Genomic DNA, 15023 nt, shown 5'->3' on the forward strand with positions numbered 1-15023 from the left:
TATAGTGGTTCTAGCTCATCCCACTGGAACCACTATTTTTGATTTTCTTTGATATAGTGGTTCTAGCTCATCCCACTGGAACCACTATTTTTGATTTTCCTTAAAATAGTGGTTCAAGCTCTTTCTCCAATTCCCTAACACATAGTTTTTTTCCTCTGTACGCGTTCCCCACAGTATTAATCGCAATTCATTTACTAGTTTCTGCTCCAATTCGAAAATTAATCAGACAAAAAAGGACCTAAAGGCCCTTTTACTGCGATACGATGAATTTCTCTTTAAATGAAGGACTCAGCTCGCTCCATACATCGAACAGATTGCCGTCCGGATCTCTAAAGACAAAGTTTTTGCCTGCGTGACCCCTCTCCTCGATCTCGCCTGTATGGATTCCTTGTTCACTGAACTCCTGGTGAACAGCTTCAAGGGCATCCACACCGTCCACTTCAAACGTCAGAGAAAATCTTTCCGTTCCGGAAGCATCTGTGAAATTGGCAGATTGCGATTCTGCTGCTTTAACAAGAAAAAAGCTCTGGTTTGCCAAATTAAGGATAGCTTTGTCTTCATCAATATAATTCAGCTCTGCCCCAAGCTTCCCGGCATACCAATCTGCAGATGTCTGCACATCCTTTACCGGAATATAAGCAGTACCTACTCTCCAAATCTTTTTGCTCATGAGAACCCCTCCTGGAAAATTCAGTATATACATAGATTCTCCATCCGGAAGCAGGATTCCTTTTTATTCTGCTGCATTATTTGCCTTTTTTCTGGATGAAATTGATATCCAGGCTGCCGTATAAAGGATGATGATCAGGACCCCGCTGATTAGAAACAGATAAAACGAAGCAGTCCTTCCTTCAGAATAGCTGCTGTATGCCTGTGAAAAAGAAACAATAGAAATAAAATAGCCTATTATAATCTGAAATGGCTGTATATGTTTGAACATTGCAATCCCTCCTGCTGACTGATAGTATTATACCATAATTTCCCTTATATCGAATTGAACAGCATTGGAGGTATAGTATGTATATAGGAGATTGGATGATTATGATAGTCATTGTTTTGCTGACTTTGCTGGGTGTATTCTCTTTTACCCTGTTTATAAGGAGGATGGTGTCCCGTTCAGCGGCCTCCTATTCTTCAGATCAGGAGCTGCATGCCAAGCTTGATGAAATCATCAGATTGCTGAAAAAGCTGGAAAAAGATTAATAACTGTCTTGCCCCTCCATAATCCGGGGGGGTTTTATTATTTACCTTACAAAAGCTAAAATGAAATGAAACATTTTTTTATAAAAACACAAACCTGAACAGCGGGTGCCCCGTCTAATGGTTGGAAGGGAGCAAAAGACCGTGGAAGAAACTTTATCAGAAATATTATTGGCAATGGACAGGGAAGCTGCCATCGACCAGATCATGCAGCTATATGGCCAGGATATCCTCCAGCTTTCCTATACATATGTAAAGCAAAGGGATATAGCAGAAGACCTGACACAGGAAATCTTTATTAAATGCTATAAAAACCTCCATCAATACAACCGCAAATCGATGGTGAAAACCTGGCTTTGGCGGATTGCAGTCAATCACTGCAAAGACTATCTCAGAAGCTGGCACAACCGTCATATTATCCTTTCGGAAGAACAGGCAAAGTCAGGCGGCAGCCTGAAGGATGAGGTCGAAGCAGCCGTGATCAGAAAAGATGATGATTCACAGCTTGCTTCAGCGGTCATGGATCTGCCGGACCATTACCGCGAAGTCATCTACCTTCATTATTTCGAGGAAATGAGCATGAAGGAAATAGCGGCCGTCACCAGCATCAACCAAAATACAATCAAGACACGCCTGAAGCGGGCAAAGCAGCTATTAAAAGAAAGACTGGAGGAGCTATGATGGAAGAGCGCCTGAAGAGATTGAAAAAAGCGATGGAAAATACTGTTTTCCAGGACCTGTCATTTACCGGCAAAACCCGTGAAGAGGTAAAGGCAAAAGCAAGAAATCTTCAGATAAAAACTGATGAAGATGTCATCCTTGCCGTCCTGCAGCTGCTTGTCCATGAAAAGACAGGCTACGAATTGACCAGAAGCATCATCGCAAGGGGAGTTTCTAACTTTGAAGAAAACGAAGGCTTCCTCTATGCCCTGCTCCACCGGCTGGAGCGGAAAAATTATCTGCAGTCCAGCTGGCAGGAGTCACGCAAATACTACCAGCTGAATGACAGGGGCAGGAAGCTCCTGGAGCAGTCAGAGAAAAAATTGGCCGGCAGGCGTACAGCCCTGCAGGAATTATGGGAGGGCTGAAGTAATGGCAACTGAGAAAGAAGGCTTCCTCTCGGAGGTCAAAAAGCATATAAAATCCAAAGAAGCCAAGGTTTTTATCCATAAAGAGCTGGAGCACCATCTCCAGGAAACCAAAACAGAGCTGATGTCAGAGGGAATTGAAGAAACAGAGGCGGAAGAAAAGGCAGTCCTGCAGATGGGCAGCCCCGCAGAGCTTGGGATGCAGCTGAATAAAATCCATAAGCCGAGGGTGGATTGGATGCTGATCGGACTGCTGGCAGCGGCTTTTGGGATGGGGCTGCTTCCATTATTTAATATCCATTATGAAGATTATGATGTTGCATTTGTTTCAAAGCAACTCTTCTATATTGGCCTTGGTTTACTGACTGCACTAGCTGTCATGTTCTTTGACTACCGGAAACTTCAAAAGTGGAGCTGGCACTTGCTTACAATTGGGGTTTTATACCTGGTTTTATTGCTTATAGCTCCATTTTCAATCAGAACCATTATAAACGGGGTCCCCTATTTCATAATACCTGGAATCGGAGCATTCGGCGGTATGACGATACTGCCATTATTCTACCTCTTCTGGGCAAGCTTTTTTTCAAAAGAAAAACCAAATCTATGGATAGGCTGGCTTATATTTGGTATTACTTTATTTCTATTCTTATCTTTGCCGGGCTTCCCGATTGCCATGATGTACGGATTCCTTGTCATGATATTGTTTATCAGAAGCGCCGTAACACGGAAAACCATCCTCGCAACCATATCATCTGTCGGAGGCATCCTAGTCTTATTGGGCATATTAGCGTGGTTTACAAGCAAAGAGTATCAAAAAGTCCGCTTATTCGCTTTCCTTAACCCAAGTGAATACTCAGAGACTTCGGGATTTATGTATATTAAGATAAGAGAAATGCTGGCTGAAGGCGGCTGGCTTGGCAATCCGGAAAAAACAGCATCCATTCCAAATTTGCATTCCGATTATGCCTTTGTTAATATCACCTATTTTTACGGATGGCTGATGGCTGGCCTGTTAATTGTCATTCTTGCCCTTCTTTTGGCCAGGATGATATCTGTCGGCGGCAAGATTAAGGACCCTTACGGCAAACAGCTTGTCACAGGGGCAATCGCCCTCTATTCTGTCCAGTTTCTTTATAATGTCGGGATGACATTAGGGGTCCTCCCTATCATCTCTATTTCATTGCCGTTCATAAGCTATGGACTAACACCCTCAATCCTTAATGCTTTTGTCATAGGCATCGCCCTCAGCGTATATAGGCGTAAGGATTTTACTGCAGCAGTCCACAGATAATAATAAAAAAAGACTTCTTAAAAGGAAGTCTTTTTTTCATGATATGTTTGGTGCAATTCTTTTTATTTTTCACAGTATCGATTTATTCCGCTTTATAGCTTCTTCCTTCTCATCCACTGGGTGGCTGCCCACTTGCTTCCTTTAATTACAGGCGCCCCGCCATGGAGAGTCAGATCATTTAAATCCTGATTATCATAGAAGTATTCAAAATAAACTGCCGAGCCTTTTTGAGGGTTCACTGAAAAATTCAGCTTAGGGAAATATGTTTCCCCGCCTTCCTCGACATCATTCAGATACATAACAAGCGTGCTGATCCTTGGATTGCTTGCCGCTCTGCTGGTGGAAGAGAAAAAGTCAAAATGAGCCTTATATTCCTGCCCGATGTGATAATTCAGCATCTGCAGCCCCTCACCGTGTTCCACAGGAATGTTCATAATTTGCGACAGCCTTCTTTCAATCCTTGCTACCAGCTCATTTTCGCCTTCTTCAAAAAACATGCTGCTGCTCGTCCTGATATCGTCCACTGTGCGGGTGTTTCCGATTTTTGAACGCTTCAGCTTATCCTCGGACATCCTGATCAATCCGTCACATTCCTCATCACTCAGCACATTCCCCAATATTACAATCAGCGGTTCCTCTATTTTGGCAATGATATGAATCTCTCTATCTTCCGTTTTAATTTTATTACCAATATGATCAAAAATAGTCTGTTCTTTTATATGAGTTTCGTTTGCATCTATTTTCAACTTTCATCGTCCTCTTATTCAATTTTTAAATTTCTGAAATATTTGATAAATCAAAACCTGGAACCGCTGATATTGAGTATGCTGGCGTACTGGAAGCCCATCTTGAAATCTACTGAATTTCAACTTTATTTTACACTGATGCTGCATTAATTTCTATCATTTTATTGCTGGAAAGCCGATAATATATGCTTCAAAATTCAATCAGCATGCTGCATACCATACTTTTCAGGAAGCAGCTCCATCACATTGCATTTAACAAGTTTTCCCTGATAAGTAATAATAACATCCGCTTCTTTTCCATAGTCACTGATCAACTCCCGGCACATTCCACATGGAGCAACCACCCAGCAGTCCTCCATGTCTTCATGCGGATGAGGATGGGCGACTGCTACAATCGTCTGGAATTCATGCTCTCCTTCAGAAATAGATTTGCCTATCGCTATCGCTTCCCCGCAAACCGTTATCCTTCCTACATTCGCTTCAACATGGACAGCTGCAAAGGTTTTCCCAGTGGTTGTCCTGACAGCAGAACCTATATGATGGCGGCCATAACGGTAATTTTTCTTTATGACTTCCTCAGCGGCCTGGATCAGCTCATAATCTTCCTTCACTAGCGGTTTTGTCATAATCATTATCTTCTTTCCCCCATTTCCTCCAAGCTATTAATTATGAGGCCGAATTCCTCTGTCTCTTTGAAAATGTCTTTGACATATAAGGATGTGTGTCTTTTTCAGCCATAAAGCGAAACCCCATTTTATTAAATGCCACAGCAAGGCAAGTGCCTATCACAGCTGATACAAAAAGCTCGCTGGGCTTTTTGACAAGTAAATCCCTGACTGGAGCGGGAATCACCATTCCCCCATACGGATGGTCAAAAAATCCTATCATAATATAAGAGGCAACAGTTCCCAAGGTTAAGCACCAGGTAATAAAAAATGCCTTCCATGAAAACGGAGAGCTGTCCCGGGAAAATTGTTTCTTGGAGCCCCGCAGCAGTGCAGCCATCCCCAGGAGAAATAAAGCCTCGCCCAGATCGATTCCTTTAAAAAAGGTAAAAACAGCTCCGCTTACAAGTACCATATAAGTCAGTATATAAGATGCTCTCACTTTCAGATAAATGCTCCTTGATAAGAGAAGCAGAGAAATCCCAGCTGTAACGGATAGCTGAAATGACAGGTTCAGCAGTGATTCAGAGAAAAGTTTTTCTGCAAACAGCATTTGTTCCAAACCTGCAGGAGCCCCGGCAGATATAAGCAGCAGTACCCCGCTAATGAACACCAGTACGGATAATGACCAATAGCTAAGATTTGCCACCAAGTAATTTGAAATCAAATTGTATTTTTTTATGAACCGGCCTGCCCTGGATTCCATAAACAGTTCTTTCGTCTGGACGGCTACTTCAGTAGATGCCAATATCAGTCCAATTATAAATGGAACTATATAATAAAATATCCGGTAAAACACCAATACGAGCAGAACACTGCCTTCTTCAAGCCCGGCCTGCTGAAGGCCGATCATCACAATGATATCAAAGGCGCCTGCCCCTCCTGGCACAAGGCTCAAAGAACCTGCGACTGCACCAGCGACAAATATGGCTAGCACCAGATTAAAAGGAAGGCTAAAGCCTAAAACAACAGCTATTCCCCAAAGAAAGGCAGCCGCTGAAAACCATTCAAGCACGGAAGCCAGAACCGCCATCCCTGCCCATTTTCCTTCCCATGCCGTATTATTATTTCTTCTGACATAAAGGAAGATAAGATAGATTGGCAAAAAAGCAGCCATTCCCCAAAAGCCGGCATTCAGCCATGGATAAGCTTCCAGCACGGCTCCTTTGCCGTGGAAAGAAATTATTGAAATCAAAGACATTACAGACAATCCTGTCAGCATAAATGGAGTCAGCCAAATAATGCCGCCGAGAAGGCTTTTCGGATTTTTTGTATAGCCTTTGAGCAGAAAAGCGCGCAGGCTGGCACCAGCCACTCCGCCAAAGCCAACTACATTATTGATCGAGTTGGATATCCATGAAATCTTGGCTAAAGCCGGCAAAGAGATCTCCAGGTTCAGCTTTTTTGCAAGAATAGCATCATATGCTGTCAGTGCAGATACCGCTATCAGCCCTATCAGGAAAATTGACAGCAGCTGTGCAGGCGACAAACTTTTTATATCTATCAGCAAACTGGAGGGGTCAATCCTTCTAAGCTCGTTTTTCCCCTCATGGTAAATGAACAAAATGAGAATAACCGGCAATAGATACTTTGCCGCTTGGATTGCAAATTTCTTATTGAACATACGATAAGCCTCTTTTAATCAATTTGTCAGATTTTCTGGACATTTCCATCATATCGCAACTTCATCATAGGTTCACCCTATTTTTTTACATATCCTTCTATAAAACAATCCTATTTTTGAAACTTCTGCCTATTTTTTCCGTACAAATGATAAGAGGAGGGAAGTTTTTTGAAAATATTTCTGTGGATCGGCGGCGCCGTATTCCTTGCCGCCTGTATAGTAATTGCTATAGGAGCCTGGCTCTACATAAAGAATGTAAAGAAAGACGAACCGGATTACCTGATTAAATTCATTAAAGAGAATAAGGATAAAAAAGATGTTTCACTATTAATCAGCCATAATAAAGAAATATTAGCGAAAATTCATCCTGACAAAGCTCTGCCTTTGGCAAGCACCGTGAAATTCATTGTAGCAGTAGAATACGCGAAACAAGCAGCCGCTGGAAAAATCAACCCTGAACAGCAAGTCAGCCTGAAGGAGCTTGAAAGATACTATGTACCCAAAACAGACGGCGGCGGCCATAAAGCATGGCTATCTGAATTAAAAGCTAATAGTGCTTCACTGCAGCAGGTGGCGAAAGGCATGATCGCGTACAGCTCGAATGCGAACACAGATTATTTGATTGAATTGCTTGGACTTCACAAAATCAACTCAAATCTGGAAAGCTTGAATTTACAAAATCATGAACCTCTTTACCCGCTCGCCAGTTCCTTATTCATTCCAATAAAATTAATGGAAGAAAATAATCTGTCAAAAAAAGAAGCACTGGCCAAACTGAAGGTAATGCCATTACGTGAATACAGAGATATGGCAATTGACATTCACAGCTCCTGGCAGTCCGATCCCCCAACATCTGAAGAAAAAGCGCAGCTCCTTAAAAAGCTTGATATGGACTTTCAGCAGGTCTGGTCTGACAGGCTCCCAAGATCGACGGCTGCAGATTATGCTTCTCTTATGGAGAAACTGAACAGCAAATCTTACCTGGCAGAAGATATACATACTTATCTTGATCCTGTTCTCGAACAGCTGATGGAAGACTCCCGCAATCAGGAATGGCTTTTGCACGCAGGCCAGAAAGGCGGCTCAACTGCTTTTGTCCTAACAATGGCCATGTATGCGACAGATACAGATAACAATCAGACTGAAATTGCTTTTCTCTCAAACAATCTAAGTCCCAAAGAGCAGGCAAAACTCACACGTAATATGAACAGCTTCCAGCTGAAGCTGCTGAAAGATGAAAATTTCAGGGAAAAAGTACGCCGGGAGCTAAAAAATTTAAATTAACAACAAACTCTCCTGGGGCCGCTATAATTTTATTGAGATAACGGTTCTAGCTCTCTCCGCTGCAACCAATATTTTGGTTTTTCAGAGTAATAGCTGTCCTAGCTCTCTGTGCTGGAACCGCTATTTTGATTTTTCAGTGAAATAGCGGCTCTAGCTCTCTCCGCTGGAACCATTATTTTGGGTTTTCAGTGAAATAGCGGCTCTAGCTCTCTGTGCTGGAACCGTTATTTTGGTTTTTCAGAGAGATAGCGGTCCTAGCTCTCTCCGCTGGAACCATTATTTTGGTTTTTCAGTGAAATAGCGGCTCTAGCTCACTGCGCTGGAACCGTTATTTTGGTTTCTCAATGAAATAGCGGTATCGGCTCCCTCCCTTCCTTCCAATTTTTACTACTTTCAGAGAAACCATTTTCTTACCTCCCCCCTGAATCAAAAAAACAATATTTCGAGGATCTTTATTTCAGCTGAAAATCCGATGCTGCCGCGCACTTTTTAAATCGGCCTAGCACTAATCGAAAAAAATTTAATCAAATTGTAAATAAAATACTTTTTAAAGTAATAAAACAAGGGAATAAAATGAATAGATTACTACTCTACAAAATTTGAATTATCGGAGGGAATAACCATGAAAAAGTCGACAATGAACATGGCTGCAGGAATCCTGCTATCTGCTGGCGGAGCTGCACTGGCCATTGCGGCAATGAAGAAGCGCAGTGAAGAATCTGCCACAAATACAAGTACCTTTTCATACACAATCAAAGACGGCGTCATAGAGGACACGAGCATGCGGAACAGTGAGAGGATTGATCAGATTGAAAGTGTGGATGCCGATAAAGTGGATGCTGAAAAAGGACTCACCCAGTATGACTCAGCCTTAAGGGCAGAATGGGTAGCCAATGGATTCCCACAGACCCGGATGGAGATAGAACTGGAGGAACAGGACATCTAATGAAGGCCTAAAAAAGGACTGGCAGAGTCCTTTTTTTCTGGGATCCATAAGCTCTTTGCTCTCTTCTTAACCATTTATAACAAAACATAAATACCAGCTTAATATTTCCCTATTAATATAGAAATCAGCGGGGGCAGCATGCGTGGCTGCCATGGCATTTGGCGAAGGAGGAGCCAGGTGCAGGGACAATCCTTTAAAGGGGGCTGGAATTTATGTTTGAATTTGCTACAAGGCTGCTGATTCTTACGCCTTTTTTGATCCTGTTTCCTTAATCGCTGCTGTCAGATACAGCCATTATTCTTTCGCGCATTTTCCCCTTTTTATGGAAATTACATAGATAATCTTCTATGATTACTTTGTGGCTGCCCACCATTTTCTCCGGAAACTCATCTGGGTGGTAAAATTTAATATTCATCGATTCCTGCGGATCCATTTTCATCTCACCACTAAACGCTTCAGTAAAATATGCAATAGTGACTGCGTAAAATTGATCTCCATTTTCGGCCGTCACAAAATAATTCTTTCCCGAATAAACATTAATCAGCTTTAGAGAACCGGCTGTCAGGCCTGTTTCTTCCCATATCTCCCGCCTGCATGTTTCTTCTGCAGACTCCCCAAGTTCCATCAGCCGCCAGGCAGGCCCCATGACCCTGCCGGAAACACACTCTGCTGAAGCAGCAGCTGTCCCCTCTTATTAACCAATATCCCAACACAGCCTGTCAGAATAAGCGGCCTGTGGCCAACAATCTTCCTTAAATCTTCTATAAGCCCATTAGTGCGCCCCCATTCATGGTTTTTGTTTCTTAAAGCTTTTTTTTTATTGTAAAATACTCCCACGGGAGAGATCCCCTTTATGTTATATTGAAAAAAAAGCAGGAGGGCCTTGTTATGAAAATCACCAATACAATTCCTTTTTTTCTCGAAACAGAACATCTTTCCGCTGACTCTTTCAAGGAATACCATCGACAGTATCCTGATATTTTTGCACAGTATTTTCAGTATCACTGCAGGAATCATGAAGAACGCCTTCCTAGAAGCATTGAGCAGCTGCAGTCTCAAAAAAGCCATATTCAAAGAGTGCAGGAAAACATAATTCCCATTATTCAGGAGACAGCCACTCGGTTCAAAAAAGCTTATGGAGTCGGGTTTCCAATTGAAGTCAGCCTGATTGCCGGCTTTTACGGGTCAAATGCCTATACTTGGCGGCAAATCATCCCCAATATCACCTTTGCTCTGGAGCAGCTGACAGATGATAAAGAACATTTAAGAGCCATCGTTTCCCATGAATTCGGCCATGCTGCACAAAATATCCTCAGTGATCATGCTGGAATGAAGTGGAGGACCGTTACATGGGATAGTCCCCTCATCTGGATTAACCAGGAAGGCGCCGCCATCCATTTTTCACGCAAAATCGCTCCAGGCCTTCCCTCTTCCGTCTATTTCAGCTTCAATAATCAAAGTGATGGCTGGTTATCCTTTGCCAAGTCCCATGCCAATGAGATCAAAAAGGAATTTTACGAAGATTTCCAAAAGCATCAGCCTGAAGATCTATATAGGGAATGGTTTTCCATCCGGGGCGGTCAAACATTCGGGTATAGCAGGTTAGGCTACTTTATTGGAGATTTATTTTTCCAAAGCCAGATTGAACGGCTAGGTGAAGAAAGAGCGATCATTGCCTGGTGTAACACTGGTTTCCTCGATCAAGTGCAGATTTGGCTGGAAAGCAAAAAATCACTTTCAATCTGAAAGTGATTTCTTTGCGGCTACTTCAAGAATCTCAGCAGATCACCATTCACAACATCATCGGACATGCCAAGCTCTTTTCTGGCTTTTTCCAGATAAGGTTCACACTTGCTGATATCCGCTTCTTCCGCGGAGTCTACTTTCAAGCAGCTCCCGCTTTTATAAAGATAGTCCTCTGCAATGAAGCTTCCATCCCGGAATATGACTGGCTGATCGGGATTCCGGGAAAAAAGGTTGCGGCTGAAGCTGTAATGATCTTCAGGATTGATGCCGAGCAAATGAAGGAGCGTTGCTCTAATATCGATTTCGCCGCCTAGTGTAGATATCATTTTTCCTTCCTGCCCTGGAATATGGATGATCAGCGGGATCTTTTGCAGCTTCATCCGGTTGACAAGCGAATCTTCCTGCTCTAAAAGCTCCAGTACACCATGTTCATATTTGTCGGAAATGCCGTAATGATCCCCGTACAGCACAAACATCGTATTGTCGTATTCTCCACTGTCTTTCATTTCCTGGAAGAAGGTCTTGATCGCTTCATCCTGGTATCTCACTGTTGTGACATAGCGGTTTACCACCATCTCGCTTGTCTCAGCCTCAGGAATCAGCCGGTCCTCTTCCTCGAGCAGGAATGGAAAGTGGTTCGTTAATGTTATGAAGCGGGTGTAATACGGCTTTTCAAGGCTCTTTAAGTGCGGAATTGACTGCTGGAAGAACGGGATATCCTTGATCCCGTAGTTCACTGAATTTTCCTCTGTCACCTCATAATCACCTTTAGAGAAGAACCGGTCATAGCCAAGCGCCTTATACATGTCTTCCCTGTTCCAAAAAGAGGGCTCATTACCATGGAGGACCGCTGCCTTATAGCCTTTTTCATCTTTCAAAATATGCGGAAGACTTTTGTACGTATTCTCAAATTTCCGGACAAAAGCCGAGCCGCTGGACAAGGGATACAATCCATTATCGACCATGAACTCAGAGTCAGATGTTTTACCCTGGGCGGTCTGGTCATATAGATTATTGAAATAAAAGCTATCCTCTGCCAGCGAATTAAGAAACGGAGTGATTTCCTCACCTTTAACCTTTTGTTTAAGGACAAAGCCCTGAGTCGATTCCATGCTGATTAGGACAACATTCATTCCTGCGGCAGCGCCGAAATAATCGGATGGCTCCTCTGTCCTGCCGTTTACGTACTCAGCAGAAGCCTTGGCATCAGAGGCATCTGCAAATGCCTTTTGCAGGGGATATGATGCCGCTACGCCAATATCATATAGATGATACGGATACAGTCCTATATTTTTGACAAGCTGCGGACGGTTATATGATTCTGTGAAAAGATGCGGCGCATTTACAAGCCCGATCACTCCAGTCATGAAGAAAAGGGCGATGCAGGCAGCACCATACTGCCATGCCGTTTTTCCTGTCACTGTCATTTTTGTCAGCTTCTTTTTCCTGATTAAAAGAAAATATAATAGCAAATCAATGAACAGCAGCAGATCCCAGGGACTGATCAGTTCCAGGGTGCTCGGTCCGAGGCCGCCGACGTTTTTGAATTGGAAAAGAATCGGTACCGTGACGAAATCGGTATAAAAACGGTAATATAAAAGATCGGAATAAAGGATGCCAGTCAAGACCAGCATCATCAGCCATATTCCAGCAGGCTTCACTTTCCTTTTCCAAAATAGGCCGCCCCCGGTCAATAGCATCAGCAGCCCCAAGGGTGAAGTCGTGATTAGCATTACTTCAAGAAGGCTTGCAGCATGCAGATTAAAGCCGATGAAAGATACGACAGCTGTTTTGAGCCACATAAAGAGGACGGCTATCCATACCGGCGTCAAGTTCTTAAACTGTTTCATATTGATACCGTTTTTCGTTCTGTATTTCAAAAGCCTGTTCAAGGATGTTCAATGCCTCTGCCGCTTCTTGTTCGCCTATGCTTCCCATGAAAGCTGCCTGAATCCAATTCCTTTTCAGCAGATATTCACTTTCATAGCTGATCAGCACCCCTTTACTTTTGCAGTAATCACCTATTTTTCTGCTTGATTTAGTTTCCGGTACGAGTATTGTAATGATGCCCGGAGAGTAGCTCTCATCTCCAAGAACTTTCCACCCGTTCGCCTTCAGCCTTTCCCTTGCCTGCTTTCCAATCCTTGCTGTTTTTTCATAATCGGTGAGACTGCAAGCTTTGTTAAGCGCCTTGACGAGATTGGAAGAATGGGTATAGGGGATGCTTTCATGGTCCTGAAACATTTTCAGGTCCAAATATCTTGGTATATGACTGCCTCCAAGTATTTTCTCCCTGTGAAAAACAATCGCCAGACCAGGATAGGATCCGAATCCTTTGCCGCTGACCGATGATGCAAGATAGACTCCCTTCAGATCAACTGGCACAACACCTGCCGAGCTGCAGGCATCCACACATAGCTCAATCCCCCGGCGTCTGCATAGCTCCTTGAGTGAATCTATATCATATAAATAGCCTGTCGAAGTTTCACAGTGGACAGTCCAAATCCAGCTGATAGAAGGATTATCATTGATTGCCTGTTCAATTTCATTTAAATCGATCGGCTCATTCCATTCTTTTTCTATAGACTGAAATGATAGCCCCTGCCTTTTTGCATGGTCTATCAGCCGGAAGCCAAATTCCCCATTGGCAAGAATCAGCCCTCTTCCCGGAAAGCAGGAAAGCTGTGCAGCAACAACGTCATTGGAAAGGGTCCCTGTACCTACTACGACTTCTGCATGGACTGCCCCTGTCATGTGGCATAGACTGCTGCGGAGTTCATAAAGTTCTCTTTTAAACACTTCGCTTCGGTGGGAAATGGCGGGATCTGAGAACGCCTTTTCAGCCTCCGGATGGATCGAAACCGGGCCTGGAAGCAAAGAAATCCTCTTCATCGGCTCTGTCTTTTTCGCCATCAGGCGTATAAAAGCTTTTGTCGAGCGTTCAAAATTTTCTTTCGTTAAATACATTGGCTGGAATCGAGCACCCTCTTCCCCTGTCAAAGGGCCGAAAGGGATGAAGCCAATCCTCCGATACAGCTTCAGCTGCCGGACCGTACCGGAAATAAGGGCCATCGTGTACCCCTTCTCTAAGCAGAACTGTACAAGCCTTTCGCACAAATGGTAAAAGACACGGCTGCTTCTGTAGGCTTTCTTGATTGATAACAGACGTACCTCGCAAGCTGTTCCCTTTACGGGGAGGCAGTCTTCAAGTGACTCAAGCTTATAATCAAGAGAAAAAGGCCTTTTGGCACGAATGGCAATCATGCCAACGACTTCCTCTCCCTTTTTGGCAATCATATATGTATTTTCCTGATGAAATTTATCAATCAATTCATTTTCATCATTTTTGCTGTGCTGCGGAATTTCCTCTACAAATGTTTGATAATTAAGCTGATGGATTTGTTCAAACTCGCTCTGTTCACTGGCAAGCTTATACGTTAAACTTTCCACAGTTAACCTCCTATGTAAGACATGATGATAATGCAGGCTGATTTTATCAAGCCCTTCCTTAAGCCGGGTGTTTTGGGCCTCTCTGCTTTCCATTTCCGGATAATCCCTGTCTGGAAAAAGAGCGTGCCGCTCATCAGCTGTAAGACCTTCGGCTCTTCCAAAACTTCTTTCAATGAATTCATCCATGATCACCAAAGGCTTCTTAAGCTTTCCGTTGATGATTTCCGCAGTCTGCCTGGCCCTTAAAAGGGGACTTGAAATGATAATATCCCAATTTTCATTGGCGAGACGATCCCTGCATGCTGCTGCCTGTCGGACACCCATCTCGTTTAACTCAATATCAGTCCTTCCCTGGATTTTGCCTTCAGCATTCCAGTCAGTCTGGCCATGGCGTACAAGGCAGATGTCAGTCATGTTCACTGCCTCCTGCAATTGAAGAGCACCTGTTTTGAGCGAGTCTCTTCCCCATAATAACGTAGGCAGTTCCCATCTGGTCAGGAAAAAAGGATTCCTTTACTGCTGTCCACCCAAGTGAGCGATACAATTGCCGGGCGGCAAAGTTATCATATTGTGTAGTAAGGATAGCTGTCTTATTTGATACTTTCTCCAGAAGGTTTTGTTCAAGAAGGCGGCCGATCCCCTGCTTTCTGCTGTCCGGATGCACGGCCAACTCCACCAGTTCAAAACAATCCTCCAGCCAGGTTAGTGTCTCTTTTTCCGAAAGCTCCCTTTCAATCAGTCCCCTGTAGTATTGACCTTCCAGTGAGTTGTAGCCATATGCGAACCCTGCCAATCTGGAATCACCCTCAAAAGCCATATACCCCTGGAAGCCGCCATAGCTTCCATGCCGTTTCAGTCTATTAAAAAAAGAGTCATCCTCTTTATTCCAGACCAGGTTATAGAGGTTTGCAGCTTCGACCAGGCTTCCTTCTTTGTTTTCCATTTTTTTCAGATAAAATTTCTGCTTATTAACATTCATGACT

Annotated in this window: 15 protein-coding genes and 1 pseudogene; 7 read left to right on the plus strand and 9 right to left on the minus strand. The window is 43.4% G+C overall.

Features of this window, described 5'->3' with window-relative positions; genetic code table 11:
- Window positions 1-250 precede the first annotated feature (250 nt).
- The gene (locus Q9R36_RS18225; protein ID WP_311225659.1) at window positions 251-670 is read right to left on the minus strand and encodes a VOC family protein; all 420 of its coding nucleotides are present in this window, start codon (window positions 668-670) and stop codon (window positions 251-253) included.
- Between the two features lie 63 nt (window positions 671-733).
- Complete coding sequence (locus Q9R36_RS18230; RefSeq protein ID WP_311225660.1) at window positions 734-940, minus strand: hypothetical protein; 207 nt, start codon at window positions 938-940, stop codon at window positions 734-736.
- 77 nt (window positions 941-1017) lie between these two features.
- On the opposite strand from Q9R36_RS18230, the gene Q9R36_RS18235 reads away from it, so the two are divergent.
- The 4 genes from Q9R36_RS18235 to Q9R36_RS18250 all read left to right on the plus strand — a co-directional run bounded on the left by Q9R36_RS18235 (window position 1018) and on the right by Q9R36_RS18250 (window position 3579).
- Window positions 1018-1203, plus strand: coding sequence for a DUF4083 domain-containing protein (locus Q9R36_RS18235; RefSeq protein WP_224897637.1), 186 nt, complete (start codon window positions 1018-1020; stop codon window positions 1201-1203).
- 141 nt (window positions 1204-1344) lie between these two features.
- Window positions 1345-1881 (plus strand): sigma-70 family RNA polymerase sigma factor, encoded by a 537-nt coding sequence (locus Q9R36_RS18240; protein ID WP_101548429.1) that lies wholly within the window; start codon window positions 1345-1347, stop codon window positions 1879-1881.
- Window positions 1881-2288 (plus strand): PadR family transcriptional regulator, encoded by a 408-nt coding sequence (locus Q9R36_RS18245; RefSeq protein WP_224897639.1) that lies wholly within the window; start codon window positions 1881-1883, stop codon window positions 2286-2288. Before Q9R36_RS18240 ends, Q9R36_RS18245 begins: the two co-directional genes overlap by 1 nt.
- A 4-nt stretch (window positions 2289-2292) precedes the next feature.
- Window positions 2293-3579 (plus strand): FtsW/RodA/SpoVE family cell cycle protein, encoded by a 1287-nt coding sequence (locus Q9R36_RS18250; RefSeq protein WP_224897641.1) that lies wholly within the window; start codon window positions 2293-2295, stop codon window positions 3577-3579.
- Between the two features lie 92 nt (window positions 3580-3671).
- Here Q9R36_RS18250 and Q9R36_RS18255 read toward each other — a convergent pair whose 3' ends face one another.
- The 3 genes from Q9R36_RS18255 to Q9R36_RS18265 all read right to left on the minus strand — a co-directional run bounded on the left by Q9R36_RS18255 (window position 3672) and on the right by Q9R36_RS18265 (window position 6614).
- Window positions 3672-4325: a 2OG-Fe(II) oxygenase gene (locus tag Q9R36_RS18255; RefSeq protein ID WP_224897643.1), complete on the minus strand. Its 654-nt coding sequence runs from the start codon at window positions 4323-4325 to the stop codon at window positions 3672-3674.
- 197 nt (window positions 4326-4522) lie between these two features.
- Window positions 4523-4957 carry a cytidine deaminase gene (locus Q9R36_RS18260; protein WP_224897645.1) on the minus strand — a complete coding sequence of 145 codons (435 nt, stop codon included), beginning with the start codon at window positions 4955-4957 and terminating at the stop codon, window positions 4523-4525.
- Between the two features lie 34 nt (window positions 4958-4991).
- The gene (locus tag Q9R36_RS18265) at window positions 4992-6614 is read right to left on the minus strand and encodes a lysylphosphatidylglycerol synthase domain-containing protein (RefSeq protein WP_311225661.1); all 1623 of its coding nucleotides are present in this window, start codon (window positions 6612-6614) and stop codon (window positions 4992-4994) included.
- A 168-nt stretch (window positions 6615-6782) separates the two neighbouring features.
- Here Q9R36_RS18265 and Q9R36_RS18270 point away from each other — a divergent pair, with 168 nt between their 5' ends.
- Complete coding sequence (locus Q9R36_RS18270; RefSeq protein ID WP_224897649.1) at window positions 6783-7898, plus strand: serine hydrolase; 1116 nt, start codon at window positions 6783-6785, stop codon at window positions 7896-7898.
- A 622-nt stretch (window positions 7899-8520) separates the two neighbouring features.
- A complete protein-coding gene (locus Q9R36_RS18275) occupies window positions 8521-8844 on the plus strand; it encodes a hypothetical protein (RefSeq protein WP_009793433.1) in 324 nt (107 codons plus the stop codon).
- A 268-nt stretch (window positions 8845-9112) separates the two neighbouring features.
- Here the strand turns inward: Q9R36_RS18275 and Q9R36_RS18280 are convergent.
- Window positions 9113-9609, minus strand: a pseudogene (locus Q9R36_RS18280) (NUDIX hydrolase).
- 123 nt (window positions 9610-9732) lie between these two features.
- On the opposite strand from Q9R36_RS18280, the gene Q9R36_RS18285 reads away from it, so the two are divergent.
- Window positions 9733-10590 carry a DUF2268 domain-containing putative Zn-dependent protease gene (locus tag Q9R36_RS18285; protein ID WP_311225662.1) on the plus strand — a complete coding sequence of 286 codons (858 nt, stop codon included), beginning with the start codon at window positions 9733-9735 and terminating at the stop codon, window positions 10588-10590.
- 17 nt (window positions 10591-10607) lie between these two features.
- On the opposite strand, the gene Q9R36_RS18290 is transcribed toward Q9R36_RS18285, so the two are convergent.
- Genes Q9R36_RS18290 through Q9R36_RS18300 form a run of 3 tightly spaced genes read right to left on the minus strand, consistent with a single transcriptional unit; the run spans window position 10608 to window position 15019 of the window.
- Complete coding sequence (locus Q9R36_RS18290; RefSeq protein WP_311225663.1) at window positions 10608-12440, minus strand: LTA synthase family protein; 1833 nt, start codon at window positions 12438-12440, stop codon at window positions 10608-10610.
- Window positions 12427-14454 carry an aminotransferase class V-fold PLP-dependent enzyme gene (locus tag Q9R36_RS18295; RefSeq protein ID WP_311225664.1) on the minus strand — a complete coding sequence of 676 codons (2028 nt, stop codon included), beginning with the start codon at window positions 14452-14454 and terminating at the stop codon, window positions 12427-12429. Before Q9R36_RS18295 ends, Q9R36_RS18290 begins: the two co-directional genes overlap by 14 nt.
- Window positions 14447-15019 (minus strand): GNAT family N-acetyltransferase, encoded by a 573-nt coding sequence (locus Q9R36_RS18300; RefSeq protein WP_311225665.1) that lies wholly within the window; start codon window positions 15017-15019, stop codon window positions 14447-14449. Before Q9R36_RS18300 ends, Q9R36_RS18295 begins: the two co-directional genes overlap by 8 nt.
- Window positions 15020-15023: the final 4 nt, after the last annotated feature.

Origin of the sequence: Bacillus sp. AG4(2022) (assembly GCF_031844465.1) — a bacterium.
In the GTDB taxonomy this organism is placed as follows: domain Bacteria; phylum Bacillota; class Bacilli; order Bacillales; family Cytobacillaceae; genus Bacillus_AB; species Bacillus_AB infantis.

Coding starts and splice junctions, on each gene's coding strand:
- Q9R36_RS18225 (WP_311225659.1), bottom strand. CDS start 670: ATGAGCAAAAAGATTTGGAGAGTAGGTACTGCTTATATTCCGGTAAAG.
- Q9R36_RS18230 (WP_311225660.1), bottom strand. CDS start 940: ATGTTCAAACATATACAGCCATTTCAGATTATAATAGGCTATTTTATT.
- Q9R36_RS18235 (WP_224897637.1), top strand. CDS start 1,018: ATGTATATAGGAGATTGGATGATTATGATAGTCATTGTTTTGCTGACT.
- Q9R36_RS18245 (WP_224897639.1), top strand. CDS start 1,881: ATGGAAGAGCGCCTGAAGAGATTGAAAAAAGCGATGGAAAATACTGTT.
- Q9R36_RS18250 (WP_224897641.1), top strand. CDS start 2,293: ATGGCAACTGAGAAAGAAGGCTTCCTCTCGGAGGTCAAAAAGCATATA.
- Q9R36_RS18260 (WP_224897645.1), bottom strand. CDS start 4,957: ATGATTATGACAAAACCGCTAGTGAAGGAAGATTATGAGCTGATCCAG.
- Q9R36_RS18265 (WP_311225661.1), bottom strand. CDS start 6,614: ATGTTCAATAAGAAATTTGCAATCCAAGCGGCAAAGTATCTATTGCCG.
- Q9R36_RS18275 (WP_009793433.1), top strand. CDS start 8,521: ATGAAAAAGTCGACAATGAACATGGCTGCAGGAATCCTGCTATCTGCT.
- Q9R36_RS18285 (WP_311225662.1), top strand. CDS start 9,733: ATGAAAATCACCAATACAATTCCTTTTTTTCTCGAAACAGAACATCTT.
- Q9R36_RS18290 (WP_311225663.1), bottom strand. CDS start 12,440: ATGAAACAGTTTAAGAACTTGACGCCGGTATGGATAGCCGTCCTCTTT.
- Q9R36_RS18295 (WP_311225664.1), bottom strand. CDS start 14,454: ATGACTGACATCTGCCTTGTACGCCATGGCCAGACTGACTGGAATGCT.
- Q9R36_RS18300 (WP_311225665.1), bottom strand. CDS start 15,019: ATGAATGTTAATAAGCAGAAATTTTATCTGAAAAAAATGGAAAACAAA.